Source organism: Bacteroidota bacterium, from assembly GCA_020402865.1.
Classification (GTDB): domain Bacteria; phylum Bacteroidota; class Bacteroidia; order Palsa-965; family Palsa-965.
On record JADBYT010000003.1, the window covers coordinates 1 to 21,801 of the forward strand.

Here is a 21,801-nt window from a genome sequence, read left to right on the forward strand (position 1 = left end):
GAAGGCACCAGCAAAATCCGATGCCGCTGGCGCCTGAGCTTGTCGAAGGCACCAGCAAAATCCGATGCCGCTGGCGACTGAGCTTGTCGAAGGCACCAGCAAGCTATCTAATTATTTCCTGAAGAAATCATTTTTCACCAACTCACTCAACAAATAGCGTTTGGTGAAACGCTCGGCAGTAACAAATGCATCAGACGCGCCGGCGGCAATTAATTGTTTCCGGTAGGCTTCGGCCTCCGCAAGTGTTTTAAATGAGCCCAGCGTAAACCGGGTAATTCCATCATCGAGCTTCACATTATCAGGCTTACCAAATTCGGCGAGCTTGCCGTTGCGGTAGTTTTGAGGATAGGCATAAGCCGCAATCTGTACCCTGAAAAGAAGTCCCTGCGCCTCGGTGCTGCCGTATTTGGCAAGAATTCCGTTATAATCCAGAAGCGTATCGGCTGCGGCTTTGCTTGCTCCTGCAAGTGAGACTGCAGTAACAAATGCGGCATCCTGCTGCACAACGGTGTATTCAGTAATTGTTCGTGTATCAACCACTTTCACCATGCGCTCCACACCGGCAATTTCGTAATACAATTCATAACGGTGACCAAGCGGTAAATTAAGCAAATACCGTCCCGATTCACTGTTGCTTTGCACATAAAACTTGCTGAGCACCGTACTGTCTGACTTAATGGTCACATTTCCACGCACAGGTTGTCCGTCGAGTGTAATTACCCCGGCAATCATTACCACATTACCTAACAGTGAACCCTGTTTGATTTCCACATTGTAAATATCCTGATTACCTAATCCTCCCGGCCGTCCCGACGAGTAGTAACCATGCTTACCATCGGGTGTAATTACAAAATACTTATCGTCGCCGGCGGTGTTAATTGGAAAACCAATGTTGGTTGATTCAGAAAACGAATTGGCAGCCACATTGAATTCGGCTACAAAAATATCGTAACCGCCCATGCTGTTGTGGCCTTCAGAACTAAACACGAGTGAGGTGCCGTTGGGGTGAATGAAAGGAGCATCCTCATTATCGGCGGTATTAATGTTTGGGCCGAGATTCACCACGTTTCCCCAGGAGCCGTCGGGCTGCAGTTCGGCCATCCATAAATCGCGGCCGCCGTAACCGCCGGGGCGCTCGCTGGCAAAATAAAGTGTGCGCCCGTCGGGCGAAAGCGAAGCACTTCCTTCCCAGCTGTATGTATTTACTTCGCCATACAAAGGTTCGGGAAACGACCATGTTTTACCGAACAGGCTGGAGATGAAAATATCACCATTGTCTTCGGGCGTGGCACGGTAAATAAGCAGTTGCTGCCCGTCGTTTGAACCCGCAATGGCTGCATCGTGTCCGTTTGAATTAATAAGGGTATCAAATGCTTCGGGCGTGCTCCATGCACCGGTGTATGAGTTCCGACGCGAATAAAACACATCTTCAAAATATTCGCCGGTAGAATCCTTTACACCGGGATAACGCTGCAAACCACCGCGCGAAAGCGGACCACGGTATGTGAAAATAAGCAGCGAATCGTCGGAAGTAACCACCGGTACGTATTCCCAGCCTGAAGAGTTTACGGGCGATTGAAGATTAAGTATGGTGGCATCAACCGGTTTTTGAATGAGCACTTTTGCGCTGTTGCAATAGCGGCGCAGGCGGTCGGCATCGGCGCGGCGCACGGGGTCGATGCGTTTTTGTTTGCTGAACGCATCAAGGCTGATCAATGCCTCATCGTAACGGCCGTTGAGGTGATACGCTCTGGCGAGATAAAAATCAATATCGGCCGCTTTCGGATTTTTGGCTTTTACCTGCGTGAGATAATCGAGTGCGCGAAGTACTTCGTCGCTCTTGTATAAAAGACAAACGCCGATGCGGTATAGCAGCAGCGGCGATGCGGCGTATTTATTTTCAAGTACACGGTAATGCGGCAATGCTTCGAGGTAAAAGCCCTGCCCGAAATATTCTTCGGCCTTGGCAAAGCGTATCTGTGCACCACGGTCGCGGCGGTAACCGTTTCCGAGATCGATATCCTGTGCGCTGAGCACCGAGAAGCTGCAGCAAAGCAGCAAAAACAGCAAGCGAATTTTCATACCCTGCAAAAGTAATGGGCTTTGGGCTTTGTTCGTCAGTTCATTCGGCAAACCGCGAATATTGGTCGTTTATCGGGAAAAGTTTAATCGAGCGCCGAATTTACCGGCACACCCGCTGCCGCACAGGCGGCAATCCACGCGGTTGTCCATGCCGCCTGAAAGTTGAAGCCGCCGGTAATACCGTCAATATCGAGCACCTCTCCGGCAAAGTACAATCCGCTGATGCGGCGGCTTTGCATGGTTTTAAAATCAATTTCATGGAGTGCCACACCGCCGGCAGTTACAAATTCTTCTTTAAACGTGGTTTTGCCGCTTACCGGATATTCGTCGCTGAGCAGCACACCGGTAAGTGTACGCAGCTGCGTGTTCGACATATCGGCCCAGGTGTGATTGTCGGGGATGCCGCATTTGGCGAGCAGAAATTCCCAGAGCCTGCGCGGCAGCGGATGCGGAATACCATTGCGGATAAGCTGCCGGGGCTGTGTAGTGCGTTGCAGGCGGAGCCATTCGGTGAGGCTTTCGTGGCTGTGTGCGGGCAGCCAGCTGAGGCGGGCGGTAAACTTGTATTGCTTATCGGCCAGCAGGCGAGCGCCCCAGGCCGAGGTACGCAGCACGGCGGGGCCGCTCATGCCCCAGTGTGTAATGAGCACGGGGCCTTCTTCGTGCAGGACAGTGTCTTTGGCAGTAACCACGGCGTGCTGGCTGCTTACGCCCATGAGCTGTGTAACCGGATTGCCCGGCATATTGAAGGTAAACAACGAAGGCACAGGCGGCACAAGTGAATGGCCGGTTTGCTGCAAAAACGCATAGGCCGAGGCTTTGGCATGCCCGCCCGCAGCCACAATAAGCTGCTGCGCATGTATAGTGCCACCGCCGGCAATGTGCAGTGCAAAACCGGCATCGGTATGTTCAATTTGATGGACTTCGGTTTTGCGCTTTATTTCTACGCCGGTGGCTTCGGCCTCGCGCAGCAGGCAGGCTGCAATGGTTTCCGAATTATCGGTAATTGGAAACATGCGCCCGTCGTCTTCCACTTTCAGTTCCACGCCCCGCGCGGCAAACCAGCCAATGGTTTCGCTCACCGAAAACCGGCTGAATGCACTCAGCAACTCGCGCGAGCCACGCGGATACCGCTGCGCCAGTTCGCGGTTGTCGAAACAGGCATGCGTTACATTGCATCGCCCCCCGCCCGACACGCGCACCTTGCTCAGCAGCTTATCGGTTTTTTCGAGCAGCACCACACGCAAGGCCGGATTGAGCCGGGCCGCATTTACCGCAGCAAAAAAACCGGCAGCTCCGCCGCCTATGACCACCAGCGTATGTGTATGAGCGGTTGACATTTTCCACTGCAAGTTTACGGAGTAATTAAACTTAAATCACATAACTTGTCACACGTATTTTACAGCAAATACGATCATTTGAAATGAAAAAGATACTTCCACTGGTTACCGCATTTCTCGTACTCATTCTTCTGCTTTCCTGCGGCGAACAACAATCGCCCGCTGTTGAAGCACCAACTGCATACACAGAAGTAGCACATATTGGTGATACGGTAAAACAGCCCGGCAATGAAATTGACTGCATTTTTCAGGACAGGCAGCACAATTACTGGTTCGGATCAAACGGCGAAGGCGTATTCCGCTACGACGGCCGCACTATGCTGCACATTAGCACTAAACACGGCCTGTGCAGCAACTTTGTATGGGAAATAAGGCAGGATGCAAACAACAAAATCTGGTTCTACACGCGCGATGGTATTTGCTGCCTTGATGCAAACCGTATTGTTAATTATACAGACAGTATGCAGCATGCGCCCTACGGCAAACTTCATTACACGCCCGGCGGTCTGTTTTTTGGCCACCTGAACGGACTGAGTTTTTACAACGGGAACACATTTACCAATTTCACCATTCATCCTTCCTCCTACACCCCGCCTGCCAATAATCGCTATCGCCCTTACGCGGTTTACGATTTAATGAAAGATGAGGCAGGCCGCATCTGGTTTGGCACACAGGAAAAAGGCGTATGCTGGTATAATGATACCAGCTACACATATATTACCGGAAAAAACCTTGACGGCTATGCGGTGCGTTGTGTTTTTCAGGACTCGAAAGGAAATTACTGGTTTGGCAACAATGGCGGAGGTTTATTTTTTTATAATAACAAGGTATTGCGAAACATTACCGAAGAACAAAAACTCGGCAACGCCGAATTTCTGAACGGGCAAATGAATGCCGATAAACCGGGAAGTATGGCGCGTGTGTTTGCCATTAACGAAGATAAAAACGGCCATATCTGGGTGGGAACTGCCGATGCCGGTGTGTGGAAATACGATGGCAATATATGGACAAATTATACCCCCGAACACGGCCTGTCGGGCTATCCGGTAACGGTTATTTTCAAAGACCTGAGCGGCGAACTCTGGTTTGTGTCGAACGGCAATCAGGTAAGTAAGTTTAACGGGAAGCAGTTTATTCCGTGGACTGTGAAATAACCCGGATGCGGAAATGTGCATCAGCGCCTGACAGGTTCTTACCGCAGGGGAATGAATAAGTTCTCACATTTAAGTTTTTTTCACATCGTTTATGCCTAAATTCATTGGCGGGAAATAGCCGCACTTTAGGCATTATTATTATCTTTCACCCACACAATAACACAAACTGCCTCATGGGACTTTTTGACAAGCTTAAGGGCGAGTTCATTGATATTATCGAATGGACCGACAGCTCGAACGACACGATTGTATGGCGTTTTCCGCGCTACCAAAATGAAATTAAAAACGGCGCAAAACTCACCGTGCGTGAATCGCAGGTGGCTGTGTTTGTAAATGAAGGACAGGTGGCCGATGCGTTTATGCCCGGCATGTATGAACTGACCACGCAAAACCTTCCCATTCTTTCTACACTCAAAGGCTGGAAATACGGTTTCAACAGTCCGTTTAAAGCCGAGGTGTATTTTGTGAGCATGCGTCAGTTCACCAACCTCAAGTGGGGCACCAAAAACCCCATTATGGTGCGCGATGCCGAGTTTGGTCCGCTGCGCATACGTGCATTTGGTTCGTATGCCATGAAAGTGAAAGACCCTAAGCTGTTTCTGAAAGAAATTGCGGGTACCGACCATGAATTTACAACCGAAGAAATAAACGAGCAGCTGCGCAACATTGTAGTTACGCGCTTCTCGGATGCCGTGGCTTCGAGCAAAATTCCGGTGCTCGATATGGCTGCCAATTACGACGAATTTTCGAAACTGATTCACGAGAAGATCAATCCTGAATTCAACGAAATCGGTATTGATCTCACCAAGCTGCTCATCGAAAACATTTCGCTTCCCGAAGAGGTTGAAAAAGTGCTCGACAAGCGCACCAGCATGGGCATTGTGGGCAATCTGGGCGCATACACACAGTTTCAGGCAGCCAATGCCATGGAGCAGGCCGCGCAAAATCCGGGTGGCGGACTTGCCGGTGCCGGTGTAGGCATGGGCATGGGCTGGGCCATGGGCAACCAGATGGGCAACATGTTTCAGAACAATCAGTTTAACCCGCAAACCGGCCAAATGGGTGGCGCACCGGGCGCACCGGGCACACCTCCCCCGCCCCCGCCCATGGAGCAATATTACGTGGCTGTAAACGGTCAGCAAAGCGGGCCTTATCCGCTGGCTACATTTGTACAAATGATTCAGGCCGGACAGTTGCGTGCCGACTCAGTAGTTTGGAAAAACGGTATGGCCGGCTGGGCTGCAGCAAATACACTGCCTGAACTCGCCGCATATTTCAATGCCCCCCCGCCCCCGCCGCCCCCGCCGGCTATCTAAATTAAGCATACTGTAAAAGCACCGGAGCCAAATACTCCGGTGCTTCTCTCCTTTCAAAACCTTTGATTTTTTGCCGAACTGGTATGAACGATTTTTCGGAAAAAACACACGAAGTTGAAGGCAAAGTAAACTGCAAAGACTGCGGTGCATTACTGCGCTTTAACCCCGGTACCACAAGCCTGAGCTGCGAGTATTGCGGCGCACACAACGATATTGCACATCTTGTGCAGCCAGTGGCCGAAGCCGAAGAAATTGACTTTGAAGCCTTTCTTGCAAACGCACAGCAAAGTGCCGAAACAATCAGCCTTTCGGTTGTAAAATGCCAGAACTGCGGCGCGTCAACCACACTCAAACCAAACGTTACAGCCGATAACTGCGCTTTTTGCGGAACCGCGCTGGTAATTATGAGCGGAAGTACCTGCCAGATCATAAAACCAAAATACATGCTCCCTTTCAGCATCGACAAAAAGAAAGGAAAAGAGGAATTTAAGAACTGGCTCAGCAAACTTTGGTTTGCACCCAATGCATTGAAAAAATTTGCAGAAGAAGACAAACTCAAAGGAATATACATACCCTACTGGACTTACGACTCCAATACCGTTTCGCATTACACCGGTATGCGCGGCGATCATTACTACACCACCGAAACATACACCGTAAACGGACAAACACAAACCCGCACTGTTCAGCGCACACGCTGGACACCGGCCAGCGGCACCGTGTATAATGAGTTTGACGATGTGCTGATTAACGCCAGCAATTCGCTGCCAGAGAAATACGCAAATGAACTTGAACCCTGGGATCTGCATCAGCTTACCAATTTCAGCGAGCAGTTACTCAGCGGTTTTCAGGCCGAGCAGTATCAGCTTGATGTGCGCAATGGTTTCGACAAAGCCAAAAACCGCATGGATGGCGAAATTCGCGCATCGGCCAGACGCGATATTGGCGGCGATGTACAGCAGGTTACTTCTCTCGATACGACATACAACGACGTTACGTTTAAACATATCCTGCTGCCCATCTGGATCAGCGCATATCGCTTTAAAGGAAAGGTTTATCGCTTTATGATTAACGGCCGCACCGGCGAAGTACAGGGCGAACGACCTTACAGCGGATGGAAAATTTTCTTTGCCGTGCTGGCCGGTCTGGCCGTTATTGGTACAATCATTTACTTTATTGCTCAGAAAAATTAATCATTCTACAAAATCGCGGTTATGGCTTTTTATAGCGATCAACAAATACAAATGCTGGCCGATGCACTGAAAGGTTCGGACAAAGCGCAGGAAAACCTGCAGCGCCAGGGCAAACCCGAACTCATTCTGCTGCTTGATGCCCTGAAATATGACGACGACGGTGCCATGGAAACGCTGCACGAAAACGGGCACGACGATCTGGGCCTTTTCATTACCGCTGTAACAGGCGATCCGTTTGCCGTGCAGGCATTGTTTGACGGGAAGCAGGCCAAACTGGCAATGGCTGCACACGCCGTGCTGGGCGACGAACGTTCGCTCGAATGGTTGAAAAAGAACGGACATAAAGCGTATCTTCACCTTGTGGAAGCGGTAAATGCCGTTTTGAATGAAGAATAATCCGGCTGTGCAATCCTACGCTCAGGGAACTACAGCAATCACATGAAACAGTATTCCGGAGATGCCATTCGTAAAATGACCGACCTCTTCGGTCCGACGCCCACCGCAGCTTACAACTGGCTGATGGACAGAGATTACCGTGAACTTATTGAAACCGTGGCCTGCATTAAAGCCGGGCGTGATGCCTCGTTTAAGTGGCTTGTGGATAATAAGTTTTATGAGCTGGCCGCTTTTGCCAATGCCGTAATGGGCGATAAAGATGCGTTCCGCTGGCTCATGCAGAATAAATGCGTGTTCTGGGCTGCTACGGCCAATGCCGCCAATAAAGACAAAAAAGCAGGCATGTGGCTGAAACAACATCAGTTTACCGTGTACCACGATCTGGCCGAAACGATTATCCGATTCCGCTCTACCGACAGCGATCTTTCAGGCTATTACAAACCGCCGGTAAACTAATTTGTCCGGTTTGCTCCTGCACATTTGCCAATGGCTTCAGATGATCAAAAACGTAAATCAAGGCTCAGTCTGCTTGTTTCCATACTGCTGGCAATAGTCGTATTCGGTAATCTCATCCCGGAAATTATTTCTTACCGGTACATGCGCATTATCAGCACTAACCAGCATGAAAACCTGAGAAGTTGGGAATTCGGGAATAATCTGGAAACTTTTGAACGTACGGTGCGGGAAATGGACGAGATGCAGTTTTCACTGCTCGATGGTTTCGACAGTGCACTTGTTCAGACGTACTACGAGAAATCATACCTGGCCGATAAAAATCTGTACCTCGCGAAAATGCGATGTACAGACAGCCTGAAACATATACTCGACAACATTACCGAACATTTTTCGGACATGAAGGCTTATGGGAAAAGTATTATCCTGATGAGCCGGTCTGAAGATACTTTACAGGCATTTTCAAAACGTGCAGAAAATGCCTGTGCCATATATTGCCTGAGTATTTTTATGTCTTTAGAAAACATAAGGGATGTTGAGGAAAAATGGACTTTGCAACGTACGCAGCAAATACTCAAACTAACAGAAAAAATAGAAATACAGCGTACCCTACGCATTACTGCTATTCTTGTGGCGGTAACATTTATTCTTATTGTAGTCTTGATTTATCGGCGCAGCTTACGACAACGCATCAACGAGTTGCGCGAAGCACGACGTATTGCAGAAGAAGCCTTACAACGAAAAGAGCAATTTATTACACACATCTCACACGAAATACGCACACCACTCAATGCGCTGCTGGGTTTTGCCGATTTGCTTTCAGCCACAGCGCTTACTCCCCGTCAACGCCGGCAACTGGAAGCACTGCGCCGTTCGGGCGAAAGTTTGCAGCAAGTGATTAACGACGTGCTCGACTATTCGAAAATGGAAGCAGGCATGATGCAAAAGGCCGCCGTTGTTTTTACTGTGCGCGAACAGGCTGAACATGTGCAAACCATGTTTCTGCCCATGGCTGCCGAAAAACGAATTAACCTCGATCTGAATATTGATAAGGAAGTTCCGCGCAATGTAAAAGGCGACCCCGGACACCTGCGTCAGATCCTGATCAATCTGGTGAGCAATGCCATAAAATTTACCCACCAGGGCGAAATTGTAATCCACATTCAGTGTACAAATAAAACCGAGCGCAAAGTATGGCTCGCATTTGAGGTTTCAGACACCGGTATTGGCATTCCGGCCAACCAGCATCAGGAAATTTTCAGGCGTTTTTATCAGGCTGTTCCCAGACACGACGGGCAATATAGCGGCACAGGACTCGGACTTTCCATTGTGCGTAAGCTTACCGAACTCATGGACGGAAGCGTGGCCGTAAGCAGCCGCGTGGGCGAAGGAACACGTTTTACCGTTACCCTGCCCTTTTCAATAGTAAATGAAACTATTCTGGAAAATTCTCCTGAGATATCCGCACACAAACACCTGCTCATTGCCGAAGATCATCCGCTGGGCCGACAGCTCATTCACGCCACGCTCGAAGATAAACTCTGGAAGTATGATCTGGTGACCAGCGGCAGTGAAGTAATTGAAATGCTCCGCAAGCATACGTACGACATGGTGATGCTCGACTTCAATTTACCGGAAATGAACGCCGAGGAAATTACCCTGAAAATTCGAAATGAACTTAATCTGCAATTACCCGTAATCGGCATTTCAGCTGCCGGCGAGGCCGAAATAACAAGAGGAATGAAAGCCGGAATGAACGAATTCCTAAACAAACCTTTTACTCCGGCACAACTCATCCACTGCATCAGCCGATATATTGTTGCCGAAAGCACACACACAACCGGACAACTTACCAACCTTGCTTATCTGCACAAACTCTCAAACGGCAATAAAGAGTTTGTAACGAAAATGATTCAGCAATTTATTTCAGAGAATAATCAGGAAACAAAAGAACTTAGCCACGCACTCGAAAACAAGTCGCTGACCGAAATTTTACGTGTAATTCACCGCATGCGCACAACCATTACCTTTGTGGGACTCGATGTGGCTGTGTTGCCGTTAATCAGTCAGATTGAAACTGCCACACCGGAAGAAGTAACCTCTTCTGCCTTTCGCGAACTGGTGAATACACTTATCAGCACCTGCCGGAAAGCTGCCGAAGAATTAGAAAAACACAATTAAGCCGCTATGCGCATTATCGGACGAATTCCTCATCCTTCCATTGGCATTACCATTTTTCACATGAACGAAAAATACCTGCTGAAAATGGAAGCAGGTCCTATGGAACAGGTCTATAAATTTACTGCCGAACAGGCGCCCGGTGTGGAAGCCATTGAAAAACTGGCCGACGATGCTTTTCTGAAATCCTGCATCGACCGTTTCAATGCCATGTATCTGGATATGAAAGCGGCTCTTGAACGCAGCGGCAGATAAGCAGTTTAGTTACTCAAGAAGCGCAGCATTATTGCAAACGCCTCCTGCGCGTGTGCGGGCAATTGCATCGACTCAAACGGATGTTTTCCGCCAAACGTATGATCAGCGCCGGGCAGTATATGCAATTCGGCTTCCGGGTGATTTTGCTTCAGGCGCATGGCTTCCTGCTGCGGCACGGCTGCATCAGCATCGCCATGCAGAATAAGGTGCGGAATCTGTAAACGCGAAGCTGCTGCGGCTGCATCAAAACGCGGGGCATTTTTCTCCGTATCCAGCAACAGCCCGATGCCCAGCGGCATTTCCTGCTTTGTGCGCGCATTGGAGGTATAAATTACACCATTGCGGCGCCAGCTGGTGGTATCGGCCCCAAGCACACGCGCAGGCAAATCGGCCACGGCTGCCCAGGTAATGAGTGCGCGCACACGCTTTTGTTCCGATGCACAAACCGTGGCAATACCGCCTCCGCGACTGTGCCCCCAGAGTGTAAGCGCCTGCAAGTTAATTCGAGATGCTTCGGGCAGTTGCGGCAGGGCGTTGAGCACATCTTCCAGATCGCTCAGTTCGCGGCTATAGGTATTGCGGCCGAATGCAGGCAAATCGGCAAAAGAATCAGGCTGCGCAGGTGTGGTGCCGTTGTGCGAAAAATTAAACCGCAGCACCGCAAAGCCCTCAGCCGCCAGCATACGCGTGAGCAGCGGAAAATGGCCCCAGTCTTTAAATCCTTTAAAGCCATGCACAAAAATGACCAGCGAAAACCCTTCGCCGCTTTCCGGCAACACCAGGCTGGCTGCCATCGGCAAACCATCGCGGAAGGTAATCAGAAAATGATGCTCACTGCACTTTTTCAAACGCCTCAGGCTTTACGGTAAGTTCAATCCAGCGCAGCTTGCCATCCACAAACTTGTAAAGCCCCGAATAGTCTTCGGGCTTATAAAGTGTAAGCCGTTTGGCATCTTTGGGTTGTGCCTGATGGGTGTAGTACACCGTATCGCCCTTGCTCCAGGTGGTAAGCGGCTGCGCAGAAAACAACGAGAGGAAATAGGCTTCCGAATAACCTATATAGGCTTTGTTTGAGGTGAGGTAATTCTGCTCATCAAGCATAACCGGCTTACGTCCGGGGGGAAGGTTAGACGGATTGTACTTGGTGAGTAACAGCGAATAGGGCACCCACTCGCCTTTTGCATTTTTGCAAATGGAAATGGTAAACAATTCGGTTTGTTTCACATTGAGCAGGCGTATCGTGCTGCGGGTTTTATCTTTCAGATACTCGTTGTCGGCCAGTTCGGCAATTACGGTTTTCAAGCCTTCGGGATAACCGATAATGAGTGCGTTCATGGCCGAATCGAGCGGATAGGCCCAGTTGCCCGGCTTTTCTTTACCGCCGCCCACAATCTGTCGCGGAGCAGATGCATCAGCCTGCGGAGCTGTACTATCGGTTTTGGGCGCATTATCGGCACCGCCGCAGGAAGCGAGCAGCAGCACAAACGGAATAAGCGTGTGACGGAGCATAGATTTCAGGTTTCAATGTGCAAACTTAATTGAAAACCGGTGAAAAATGCATGAACCATATCGGCTCAGGGCTGTTAAATTTGCAGCACATCAGATTCACCGCACTTGGCCTCCAACGCACCACAGCTTCCGCATGATCCGTATGCGGCATTGCGCATCCGCGATTTCAGTCTTTTTCTTTCGGCGCGTTTTCTGCTTACCGTGGGTGTGCAGATTCAAAGCGTGGTGGTGGGCATACAAATAGCCAAACTCACCAGCGATCCGTGGATGCTCGGACTTATTGGTCTGACCGAAGCCATACCGTTTATTGTGCTGGCTGTGTTTGCCGGCCACGTGGCCGATGTGGTGAGACGCAAGCGGATTATGCTTACGGCTACTCTTTTTCTGGCAGTAGCTTCGTGGGCGTTATTTGCCGTGAGCGAAAGCAGTGTATTGATGAATCGTTACGGCACAGCACCCATTTACGGCATTATTTTCTGCACGGGAGTGGCGCGCGGCTTTCTGGGCCCGGTGTTCCCGGCCATGCTTGCGCAGCTTGTACCCCGCGCCCTGTATGCCAATGCGGCCACGTGGCAAAGCAATTTATGGCAAATTGCCGCTGTGCTGGGCCCGGCGCTGGGCGGCGTACTCTTTGGCTGGCAGGGCGTTTCGGTGGCGTATGCAATTTGCTCTTCGCTTATTACGCTGAGTTTGTTTTTTGCACTGCCACTTACTGACCATGCCCTGCCCCCGCGCGAAAAGAAAGAGCCGCTGCTGCAAAGCCTCACCAGCGGTTTCCGCTTTGTGTTCAGCAATCAGGTCATGCTCTCGGCCTTTTCGCTCGATTTGTTTGCCGTGCTTTTTGGCGGCGCCGTAGCCATGATTCCGCTTTTTGCCGATAAAGTGCTGCACGCAGGCAGCCATGCCGATTACATTACCGGCCTGCTGCGTGCCGCACCCGCCATTGGCGCCATCCTCATGGGCCTGATTCTTACGCGTTACCCGCCCACGCGCAAAGCCGGCCGCAACCTGTACATTGCCGTTATCGGCTTCGGACTTTGCATTATCGGCTTTGCATTTTCTAAATGGCTATGGCTTTCGTTTGCCTTTCTGCTGCTCAGCGGGGCGTTCGACAATATCAGCGTGGTGATCAGAAGCACAATTCTCCAGCTGCTCACGCCCGATCACATGCGCGGACGTGTAGCCGCAGTAAACGGCATTTTCATTGGCTCCAGCAACGAAATCGGCGAGTTTGAATCGGGCGCGGCAGCACGCATTTTCGGACTGCAACGCTCGGTAGCCATTGGCGGTTGCATGACCATTTTTGTGGTAATGATGGTGATGCTTACGGCTCCGAAACTGCGTAAACTTAATCTCAATAAGCTTACCTGAACATTGCTTCCGGCTGGCAAACATCAAGGCTTTCGCCTTACAGCATAAATCAACTCATCCTCTACACGGCCATTTTTAAAAATTGTGCCTTTCAGATGAGCTTCCAGCGTAAAACCAGCTTTCTCCAACGCCCGCTGTGATCCGATGTTTGAACCAAACGGACGGGCAAAAATGCGTTCAATTTCGGCCCAGTGCGCAAACCCGTAAGCAGTGATCTGAGTAATAGCCTGTGTGCCGAATCCTCTTCCCCAGAAGGGTTCGGCAACCCAGTAACCAAGCTCGGCATTCCGGAAGAAAATATCAGGCTGCAAATGCAAGCCGATACTGCCGATAAATTCATCGTTAAGGGTAATTGCCAGAATATTGGGCGGATCAGCTTTGGTTACCTTGGCAATCATCTCCTCGCCTTTTTCGCGCGGATAGGGATGCGGAAAACCGTTGGTAAGATTAGTTGCAATATTTATATTATTTGCATACTTTAAAAGATTGCCGAGATCGCTTTCCCGCCACGGACGTAGTTGAATGGAATCAGTTTGCATACCACATAACAATTATTTTGCAGGCTATACCTACGAATATATCCAATAAATTCTCAAGTACTGCAACTTCAAGGCATGGAAATTATTTATTCTTTGATTTCTGCAACCCAAATGAAGAAATACTTCCAAATATTAATTAAAACTAAATTTAGGAGAACTTACAATGATACTCGTCGAGATAATCAAAAAACGGTTTGTTGCCATGTATTTTCCATACAGAAGCAGAAAAAACAACAGATGTACCATATGTGTTTTTTCGGTGGGAAGCCATCGGCAGGTAGCTGCCTCTGAGCGTTAAATGACGCTTTAAATATTCTTCTTCATCAACAAGATAGATGGCCACAAAATGGAATTTGAAATGACCTTCAAATAAAGCGATACGTTCAATTTCTGACCATGCAAGTTCAATTTTATGTTTGGGCTCAAGCGCATATATAACACCTCTTGGCGAAAGCTCACAATATTGCCTGCGAAGATTAAAAAATCGAAAAAACATAAGTCCGATTCCTGCAAGCGCAATTCCAATGCCCAGTGCCCCCAACAGATAGACTACTATGCTTAACTGGGTAAAAGGCACACCGGCATAAACAAAATACAGTAAAATAAGAATAACAAAGGCCATAGCGATCATTGCGAAAATAGCCAGCAAATATTTTATCGGATCCAGAGCAAATCGCAAACGATCTTCCATTTATTATTAATTAAAAGGATAATTAACCTTCTGAATGTTAGCGTACCGGCTGGCCATATTTTGAGAGATACTCATTGAGCATTTTCTCTACCTCAGCCGCTTTCACACTCAGCAGCACCGTAGGTAAAATTATTGCCGTGCCAAACATTGTGCGGTTTGTATCGGCCATCGGCCAGGCTTTGCCCGTAGTTTGGCGGCGATAATCAAGAAAAGCAGCTTCGTTCCACAAATGCACGGCAATTACTTTTTGAATTACATCGTTGCGGAGTTCAAAGCCGCGTATGGCCAGCCAGGGTATTTCGAGCGTTTGGGTAAGCAGCAGCGTACTTTTAATGCCTTGTGTATTGAGTTCGAGATACACGTTTTTGCCGGTAACCATGCGGAAAATGCTTAGTATAATGCCCAGCACGGCGGCTCCCATACCAATCCAAATCAATGCTGTAAGGATTATACCCAGCCTGTAGCCACTTTCAGGAAGCAGGTAAAAATGACCGACAGCCAGCATAATGCCGAGTATAGCCATAAACAGAATTACAAGTAAATAGCGCCGGTTGGAGGGGGCGAAACGGAAAGTATCTTTCATAGAAACGGAGGTTACGTGGATTCAAAGAAAACCTATTTCCTATTTATATCAAAACAACAGGTTTTCAATGAATAAGCAGGCTTTGCATCCCAAACTGTTTTTGCTACCTTCACCTGCTGTATGTACTGCAAATCAGGTTGGATAAAATCAAAGTTACTGCCGGCTTTTATAGCCTTGCTGTGCCCGTTGCTGCTGGAGGCACAGGATTTTAAATTCAACCATATCGGGCGCGAAAACGGCCTCTCTCAATCTGTGGTGAACTGTATTTTGCAGGATCATAACGGTTTTATGTGGTTTGGTACACAGGAAGGACTTAACCGCTATGATGGCTATACGTTTAAGATCTATAAACGGATTCCGGGCGATACGACTTCACTTTCCAACAATTTCATTTATTCTCTTTGCGAAGACAATCTGGGCAATATCTGGATTGGCACGAATGGTGGCGGTGTAAACGTGCTTAATCCGGCCACAGACAAGTTTGCACATTATGCCGCAGCTAAAGGTAAGCGGGGGGCACTCACCAACAACATTGTACGTAGTATTGTAATGGACACGCAAAACCGCATCTGGGTAGGAACCGATGGCGGGCTTAATTTGTTTGACCGAAAAACACAGCAGTTCAAAACGTGGACATACAACGCCAACGATCCGTTCAGTTTGCCGGAGAAAAGCATTTATGCGCTGGCTGTTGACAAAAGCGGCAGGATTTGGGTGGGTACATACGGCAGTGGCATAAGCCGGTTCAACGAAAGTGAAGGGAAGTTTTATACCTATATTTTTTCTGAGAGCCAGATACGCCGGTTCTGCACCACCGAAGTGCTTTCGCAGATGCTGCAGTTTCCGGAAAAAGTAAATCAGGTGCGCTCGCTGCTGGTGTTTGACAAAGACAAGCTCTGGGTGGGTACTGATGGCGCGGGACTGGCCGTGTTTGATCTGAATCAAAATGAATTTATCGGTATTCTGCTCACCCATCCGCAAAGCAAAAGCCGTATTCATAGTATGTCTGACGACGGCGAAGGCAATATCTGGCTGGGGATGTATGAAAAAGGGCTGAATGTGTATAGCCGGAACGACGGACTGTTTCAGCAATACGTGCCCGATGCCCGCGATAAATTCTCTATACGTTCTACTTCTGTAAAAGTGGTGTATGCCGACCGAAATTTTAACGTTTGGCTGGGCACCAACGGCGATGGCATTGATGTAAGCTTTAAATCGTCGTCGATCATTTCCCACATTCGCCGCTCCGAACGTCCCGGCGTGGGAGACAACACACTGCGCAGCAACGAAATTTTTGCTATTCTGGAAGACTATAAACGTGATCTCTGGATTGGTTCATATGGCGGAGGTATTTCGCGGCTGCATCGTTCTACCGGCATTTACACCCATTTCCCCGAACTGTCCACATCAGGCAACAATGCCGTGCTTTCACTGCTTGAAACACGCGACAGCAGTTTATGGATTGGCACATGGGGCGATGGAATTAACCGCTATTTTCCGGAAACGGGACAAATTATCAAATACTCGCCCAAAAATGTGAATCGATTGGGCACCGTGCTTTGTCTTGCAGAAGACCCTGTGAGCGGACACGTATGGGCCGGCACGCTGAAAGAAGGGCTGTATGAAATTGACCCTGTTACCGGCAAATACGCACATTTCACCAAAGACTCGTCGGGCCTGGTGAGCAACGACATCAATTGCCTCTATGCAGAAAAAGACGGCACGTTGTGGATAGGTACACGCAGCGGCGGAGTGATGTGCCGCAACCCGAAAACAGGTGCGCTCACACTCATCCAGCACAACGATGCGGATAATAAATCCATCTCGGCCAACCTGATTTACTGCATTACCGAAGATCTGAACGGCAATATCTGGATTTCTACTTCAAACGGTATTAACCGCTACGATAAGCGCACACAAAGCATAACCTCCTGGTATGAACGTGACGGGCTGCCGAGCGATAATATTTACGGCATTGTGGTGGATATGAACGGCAAACTCTGGTTAAGCCACAATCGCGGCGTTACCCTGTTTGACCCCACCCTGAAAGGCATTGAATGTTTCCGGAACTTTACTCCCGGAAGCGGCGTGCAATCGGGCGAATTTAATCAGGGAGCTTATGCAGCCACACACAAAGGCGAAATTGTGTTTGGCGGACAGGAAGGCATAAACATAATTGATCTTCAGAAAATAAATCGTCGCTCACAGCCACCGCCCGTTTTCATTACCTCATACAAACGCTTCGAAAAAGAAGTGATGTTTAACGACTCCATCATTACCCAACGCAACCGCATTGAGGTAAGCTGGCGCGATAATTATTTCCAGTTTGAGGTAGCTGCGCTCGACTTTGTGGATCCTTCACGCAACCTGTATCAGTACAAACTCGAAGGATTTGACGACGATTGGTCGCCGGCAACCAACAACCGCTTTATCAGTTATACCAACCTGCCCGGCGGAAGCTACACACTGCGCGTACGCGCCTGCAACAGCAGCGGCGAGTGGAACGAAAACGGACTCAGCCTGCATATTGTAGTGAAACCGCCTTTCTGGCGTACAAACTGGTTTTATGCCGTGTGTGTGTTGCTGGCTGTAATTGTGGTAATCTTATTTACACGGTTGCGCACGGCGTCAATCAGAAAAGAAAAACGTGTGCTTGAAGAAAAGGTAGCCGAGCGCACCCGCGAACTTGCGCAGAAAAACGAAGACATTACCAGCAGCATTGAATATGCACGGCGCATTCAGTTTGCCATTTTACCCGAACTGGAACACATCACCAATCATTTCCCCGAAAACTTTATCCTGTATCGCCCGAAAGACATTGTAAGCGGCGATTTTTACTGGTTTGCAGAGAAAAACGGCCGCAAAATTTTTGTGGTGGCCGACTGTACCGGCCACGGTGTACCCGGTGCATTGATGAGTGTAATAGGCCATAATCTGCTGAACCAGCTGGTACTTGAAAAAGGCATCACTGAACCGGCCGAAATACTCCGCGAAATGAACATCGGGGTACGCGCGGCTCTCAAACAGGATCAGTCGGAACAAGACACTACCGACGGAATGGATATGATTGTGTGTACGTTTGAACAAAATAACGTTCAATATGCCGGTGCCCTGCGGCCGCTGGTGGTAGTGCATGCAAACGGTACGCTGCGCAAAATGGATTGCGACCGCTATCCCATTGGCGGCGCACAAGACACGCGCGAACGCACCTACACCGCACACAGCTTCAAAGCGGAGAAAGGCGATATGCTTTACTTCTTTACTGATGGCTATGCCGATCAGTTTGGCGGCCCAAATGGCAAAAAACTAATGGTAAAACGTCTGCTCGAAATTTTCACCGGCATACACACTCTCCCGGTAAACGAACAGATGCTGTTTCTCGAAACTGAATTCGAAAACTGGCGCGAAACCAACGAGCAGATCGACGATGTGCTGGTGGCCGGAATAAAAATTGTGTGATGAACTACATCTTTCGCATTATGGTTTTGCTATTGTTGTGTTTGCCCGGCATACACGCAAAGGCTCAATGCGACCAGGTTTACACACCCGGGCAAACCGGCTGTGAATATGCGCCAGGCCACGACTCGCTGATGAAGTTTATGAAACAACACTTGCTGCCTGTGCTGCAAAAACTGCCCGCAGCCGAAAAACAGCACATCACCAAACTGCTGGTAGTTATGACTGTGGATGCACAGGGAACGATTACTGATATAAGACTACCCTATTTCAACGGCCCTGCAGCCACTGCGCAGGAACTCAAAAACAAAATAGCAACCATGAAAGGATGGACAACCGGTAAGCTGAACGGGCAGCCCGTGTGTACCGAAGTGTTTTGGGGAATGAATTGTGTGATGTGGGAATAAGCGAAAATTCCTTCAGCTCTGTAAGAGCCTGCGAAAGACCATTAATATTAAGGCTAACTGTTTCACCCTAAGGTTCGTTCTTTAGGTGTAATTAGTATTTTGAAGATGGTTACGGGAGAACAAAACCCGCAATACATTGTTATTTACCTAAGCCTCCCTAAGCTCCTGTAAATGAATAAAAAGACGCCTGTTGCCGCTCCATTTTTTAACGCGTTGTTAATGTGTATAGTATTTCTGTTGGGGACTGAAACATTACACGGAACTGATATTCATACTGACCAATTTTCATTGGCCCTAAATTCTCCCAAACAAGTTTATTACGAAGAAAACAAAAATCAGTGGCCTTCACAGGTAATGTTTAAGGCCAATGTATCAGGGGGAGCCGTCTTTCTGGAAAAAGACCGTTTTACCTTCAATAATTACCACACAGCCGATCTCGATAAGATCAGTTCGGCAAAAGAAATTACAGCCGTTGATTCCGGTCAGTTAATTCGATGCCATGCCTGGAGCGTGCATTTCGGAAATTCTTTGCCGGCAGTGGTTGCAGAAGGACGTTCCAGGCAGAATGCCTATTCCAACTACTTTATTGGAAATGATGAGAAAAAATGGGCCGGTTTAGTAAAGCGGTTTGAAAGTGTGTATTATTCGGAATTATATAGCGGTATTGACCTTCATGCAAAAAGTGAGGGAAGTTGGTTTAAGTATGATTTTATTGTTTCAGCCGGTGCCGATGTATCACAAATCAATTTGAATTATGAAGGCATTACACCCCGGTTGCAGTCAGACGGAACATTGCTGCTTGCCTTGAGCAGCGGCGATGTAACAGAACAACGCCCCGTGGCCTGGCAAGTCCTGAACGGCATTGAAATTCCGGTACGCTGCGCATATCAGCTTAACGGAAACGTATTGAGCTTTGCTTTTCCCGATGGTTACAACAAACAATTACCACTCATTATCGACCCGGTGGTGGTTGGAGCCACTTATTCAGGCTCACTTATACCGCTTTTCTCTTACTCAGGTACCTATGATGATCAGGGTAATATTTATGCATCAGGCAGCTGTACCAATATCGGTTATCCTACCACTGTAGGTGCATACAGTACCACATTCAGCGGCCCCAATGATATTGTTATTACCAAATATGACACTACTGCCTCTACGCAAATTTATTCCACCTACATAGGTGGTATTAGTGCTGAAGCAGTATTCAGTATGATTGTTAGTCCGGCGGGCGAGCTTTATATTATGGGGTATTCAGCATCGCCAAATTATCCGGTTACACCTGCTGCTTACGACGCTGTAATAGGCGGCCCTAACGATATTATTATTACACGATTTAATGCCACCGGATCGGCGCTGCTTGGTTCTACATTTATTGGCGGCTCCAACCAGGATGGTTTCGATTTTCTGGTAGGAAGTTTTACAGCGCGTTCAGAAATTATTATTGGTGCCAATGGCAATGTGTATGTAGCCAGTAATTCGCGTTCGGCTGATTTTCCGGTAACCCCGGGGGCTGCACAAACCACATTCGGCGGACTTCAGGATGCTGTTGTATTTTCTATGCCGCCCACGCTCAGCAGTCTTATTTTTTCTACCTATCTGGGGGGGAGCTTAACCGACGGTTCGCGGTCATTGCGTGTTAACCCGGCCAATGGCCATATTTACGTATGCGGTGCCACCAGCAGTTCAAACTTCCCGGTTACTCCGGGAGCTTATCAAACTGCTTTGGGGGGAGCAATTGATGCTTATGTAACAAGGTTAAATGCCAATGCCACGGCAATTGTGGCATCCACTTACTACGGCATTCCGGTTTGTACAGAACATTTTGTGCATACCGAACTAACTGCTGCTGGAGAAGTTTACCTCGCCGGAATGGCATTGCTCGGTTTGAGTTCTGGCCCGCCCATCACCGCAGGAGTGTATTCAAACCCAAACAGCAGCGTAATGATTACCAAAATGGATGCTACGCTAAGCAATGTTATTTTTGCCACTCGGATTGGTAATTCCACACCCAACACAGTTCAGCTTATCATGACTGCATTTACGGTTGATGATTGCGAGAACATTTACGTTGCCGGTGTCAACGGTTTTAACTACCCCACTACTCCCAATGCGCTTTACCCCAATAATACAGCGCTAAATGGAGGGTTGTACGTAGCACAGCTTGCTCCCAATGCAACTTCGTTAATTTATGCCACACACCTCACCGGTGCGCATACCTACGGAGGCATGAGCCGCTTCTCGCGCAGTGGTGTGTTGTATCAGACCGTTGCCGCGCTGAATTTCCCTTTTCAAGCCACCCCGGGTGCTTATGCTACTTCACCCAATATTACGGATGATATGTGTGCAGTAAAATTCGACCTGCAGGTTCCACCTCCTGCACAGGCCCGCGCCGAAACACTTTTGGGCGATACGGGGTGCGCACCGTTTACTGTTTCATTCAACAATACAAGCACCGGTACAAACTTTATCTGGGACTTTGGCGATGGTTCGCCCGTTATAACTACTTTTTCTCCTTTCCACATTTACACTACTCCCGGGATATATACAGTTACACTTATTGCAACCAGCAGTTTGGGCTGCGTAACCGGCGATACGCTTACCCTCAACATTACTGTGCTGCCTGAGCCGGTAGTAAACCTCGGTGCAGATACTGTGCTGTGCGCAAGTTTGGGCAATCTTATACTCGATGCCGGCAACCCCGGATTCACCTACAACTGGTCAACCGCTGCCACCACACAAACCATTGCACCCGCTACACCCGGCACTTACTGGGTGCAAGTAAATAATGGCATCTGCACCAATACCGATACAATACTCATTTCCCTTACACCCGCTCCGCCCCCGTTAAGCGATTCCACACTTTGCAGCGGGCAAA

The 21,801-nt window shown here is 48.7% G+C and carries 18 protein-coding genes; 11 read left to right on the top strand and 7 right to left on the bottom strand.

Annotated elements, in window-relative coordinates; all coding sequences use genetic code 11:
• Positions 1–111 precede the first annotated feature (111 nt).
• Complete coding sequence (locus IM638_03190) at positions 112–2,082, bottom strand: PD40 domain-containing protein (GenBank protein ID MCA6362014.1); 1,971 nt, start codon at positions 2,080–2,082, stop codon at positions 112–114.
• A gap of 83 nt (positions 2,083–2,165) precedes the next feature.
• Complete coding sequence (locus IM638_03195) at positions 2,166–3,422, bottom strand: NAD(P)/FAD-dependent oxidoreductase (GenBank protein MCA6362015.1); 1,257 nt, start codon at positions 3,420–3,422, stop codon at positions 2,166–2,168.
• A gap of 83 nt (positions 3,423–3,505) precedes the next feature.
• Here IM638_03195 and IM638_03200 point away from each other — a divergent pair, with 83 nt between their 5' ends.
• The 7 genes from IM638_03200 (at position 3,506) to IM638_03230 (ending at position 10,367) form a co-directional block, all read left to right on the top strand.
• Complete coding sequence (locus tag IM638_03200) at positions 3,506–4,576, top strand: hypothetical protein (GenBank protein MCA6362016.1); 1,071 nt, start codon at positions 3,506–3,508, stop codon at positions 4,574–4,576.
• Between the two features lie 173 nt (positions 4,577–4,749).
• On the top strand, positions 4,750–5,892 hold the full coding sequence (locus IM638_03205) for an SPFH domain-containing protein (protein ID MCA6362017.1): 1,143 nt from the start codon (positions 4,750–4,752) through the stop codon (positions 5,890–5,892).
• Between the two features lie 83 nt (positions 5,893–5,975).
• The gene (locus tag IM638_03210) at positions 5,976–7,085 is read left to right on the top strand and encodes a hypothetical protein (protein ID MCA6362018.1); all 1,110 of its coding nucleotides are present in this window, start codon (positions 5,976–5,978) and stop codon (positions 7,083–7,085) included.
• Between the two features lie 21 nt (positions 7,086–7,106).
• Positions 7,107–7,481: a hypothetical protein gene (locus IM638_03215; protein MCA6362019.1), complete on the top strand. Its 375-nt coding sequence runs from the start codon at positions 7,107–7,109 to the stop codon at positions 7,479–7,481.
• Positions 7,482–7,523: 42 nt separating this feature from the next.
• Positions 7,524–7,937: a hypothetical protein gene (locus tag IM638_03220; GenBank protein MCA6362020.1), complete on the top strand. Its 414-nt coding sequence runs from the start codon at positions 7,524–7,526 to the stop codon at positions 7,935–7,937.
• Positions 7,938–7,967: 30 nt separating this feature from the next.
• Entirely contained in the window at positions 7,968–10,115 is a 2,148-nt protein-coding gene (locus tag IM638_03225; GenBank protein ID MCA6362021.1) for a response regulator, read from the top strand.
• 6 nt (positions 10,116–10,121) lie between these two features.
• Entirely contained in the window at positions 10,122–10,367 is a 246-nt protein-coding gene (locus tag IM638_03230) for a hypothetical protein (GenBank protein ID MCA6362022.1), read from the top strand.
• Between the two features lie 5 nt (positions 10,368–10,372).
• On the opposite strand, the gene IM638_03235 is transcribed toward IM638_03230, so the two are convergent.
• Together IM638_03235 and IM638_03240 are read right to left on the bottom strand one after the other, a co-directional pair.
• Positions 10,373–11,215 (bottom strand): alpha/beta fold hydrolase, encoded by an 843-nt coding sequence (locus tag IM638_03235; protein ID MCA6362023.1) that lies wholly within the window; start codon positions 11,213–11,215, stop codon positions 10,373–10,375.
• Positions 11,199–11,876, bottom strand: coding sequence for a hypothetical protein (locus IM638_03240; GenBank protein MCA6362024.1), 678 nt, complete (start codon positions 11,874–11,876; stop codon positions 11,199–11,201). The genes IM638_03235 and IM638_03240 overlap by 17 nt, the downstream gene beginning before the upstream one ends.
• 105 nt (positions 11,877–11,981) lie before the next feature.
• On the opposite strand from IM638_03240, the gene IM638_03245 reads away from it, so the two are divergent.
• The gene (locus IM638_03245) at positions 11,982–13,247 is read left to right on the top strand and encodes an MFS transporter (protein MCA6362025.1); all 1,266 of its coding nucleotides are present in this window, start codon (positions 11,982–11,984) and stop codon (positions 13,245–13,247) included.
• A 23-nt stretch (positions 13,248–13,270) separates the two neighbouring features.
• Here the strand turns inward: IM638_03245 and IM638_03250 are convergent, their stop codons facing one another.
• The 3 genes from IM638_03250 to IM638_03260 form a co-directional block, all read right to left on the bottom strand.
• The gene (locus tag IM638_03250; GenBank protein ID MCA6362026.1) at positions 13,271–13,786 is read right to left on the bottom strand and encodes a GNAT family N-acetyltransferase; all 516 of its coding nucleotides are present in this window, start codon (positions 13,784–13,786) and stop codon (positions 13,271–13,273) included.
• A gap of 148 nt (positions 13,787–13,934) precedes the next feature.
• Positions 13,935–14,477 (bottom strand): hypothetical protein, encoded by a 543-nt coding sequence (locus IM638_03255; GenBank protein MCA6362027.1) that lies wholly within the window; start codon positions 14,475–14,477, stop codon positions 13,935–13,937.
• 37 nt (positions 14,478–14,514) lie between these two features.
• Positions 14,515–15,060, bottom strand: coding sequence for a hypothetical protein (locus IM638_03260; GenBank protein MCA6362028.1), 546 nt, complete (start codon positions 15,058–15,060; stop codon positions 14,515–14,517).
• Between the two features lie 120 nt (positions 15,061–15,180).
• On the opposite strand from IM638_03260, the gene IM638_03265 reads away from it, so the two are divergent.
• The 3 genes from IM638_03265 to IM638_03275 form a co-directional block, all read left to right on the top strand.
• Positions 15,181–18,519, top strand: a complete 3,339-nt coding sequence (locus IM638_03265; GenBank protein ID MCA6362029.1) for a SpoIIE family protein phosphatase — start codon at positions 15,181–15,183, stop codon at positions 18,517–18,519.
• On the top strand, positions 18,519–18,923 hold the full coding sequence (locus tag IM638_03270) for a hypothetical protein (GenBank protein ID MCA6362030.1): 405 nt from the start codon (positions 18,519–18,521) through the stop codon (positions 18,921–18,923). Before IM638_03265 ends, IM638_03270 begins: the two co-directional genes overlap by 1 nt.
• A gap of 288 nt (positions 18,924–19,211) precedes the next feature.
• Positions 19,212–21,801, top strand: a 2,590-nt coding sequence (locus IM638_03275) for a PKD domain-containing protein (GenBank protein ID MCA6362031.1), incomplete at its 3' end; no start/stop codon positions are given.

Excerpts from the sequence above, each read along its gene's own strand:
- IM638_03250 (MCA6362026.1), bottom strand. The coding sequence starts at position 13,786 with ATGCAAACTGATTCCATTCAACTACGTCCGTGGCGGGAAAGCGATCTC.
- IM638_03220 (MCA6362020.1), top strand. The coding sequence starts at position 7,524 with ATGAAACAGTATTCCGGAGATGCCATTCGTAAAATGACCGACCTCTTC.
- IM638_03240 (MCA6362024.1), bottom strand. The coding sequence starts at position 11,876 with ATGCTCCGTCACACGCTTATTCCGTTTGTGCTGCTGCTCGCTTCCTGC.
- IM638_03270 (MCA6362030.1), top strand. The coding sequence starts at position 18,519 with ATGAACTACATCTTTCGCATTATGGTTTTGCTATTGTTGTGTTTGCCC.
- IM638_03260 (MCA6362028.1), bottom strand. The coding sequence starts at position 15,060 with ATGAAAGATACTTTCCGTTTCGCCCCCTCCAACCGGCGCTATTTACTT.
- IM638_03195 (MCA6362015.1), bottom strand. The coding sequence starts at position 3,422 with ATGTCAACCGCTCATACACATACGCTGGTGGTCATAGGCGGCGGAGCT.
- IM638_03190 (MCA6362014.1), bottom strand. The coding sequence starts at position 2,082 with ATGAAAATTCGCTTGCTGTTTTTGCTGCTTTGCTGCAGCTTCTCGGTG.
- IM638_03210 (MCA6362018.1), top strand. The coding sequence starts at position 5,976 with ATGAACGATTTTTCGGAAAAAACACACGAAGTTGAAGGCAAAGTAAAC.
- IM638_03230 (MCA6362022.1), top strand. The coding sequence starts at position 10,122 with ATGCGCATTATCGGACGAATTCCTCATCCTTCCATTGGCATTACCATT.
- IM638_03215 (MCA6362019.1), top strand. The coding sequence starts at position 7,107 with ATGGCTTTTTATAGCGATCAACAAATACAAATGCTGGCCGATGCACTG.
- IM638_03200 (MCA6362016.1), top strand. The coding sequence starts at position 3,506 with ATGAAAAAGATACTTCCACTGGTTACCGCATTTCTCGTACTCATTCTT.
- IM638_03265 (MCA6362029.1), top strand. The coding sequence starts at position 15,181 with ATGTACTGCAAATCAGGTTGGATAAAATCAAAGTTACTGCCGGCTTTT.
- IM638_03205 (MCA6362017.1), top strand. The coding sequence starts at position 4,750 with ATGGGACTTTTTGACAAGCTTAAGGGCGAGTTCATTGATATTATCGAA.
- IM638_03255 (MCA6362027.1), bottom strand. The coding sequence starts at position 14,477 with ATGGAAGATCGTTTGCGATTTGCTCTGGATCCGATAAAATATTTGCTG.
- IM638_03225 (MCA6362021.1), top strand. The coding sequence starts at position 7,968 with ATGGCTTCAGATGATCAAAAACGTAAATCAAGGCTCAGTCTGCTTGTT.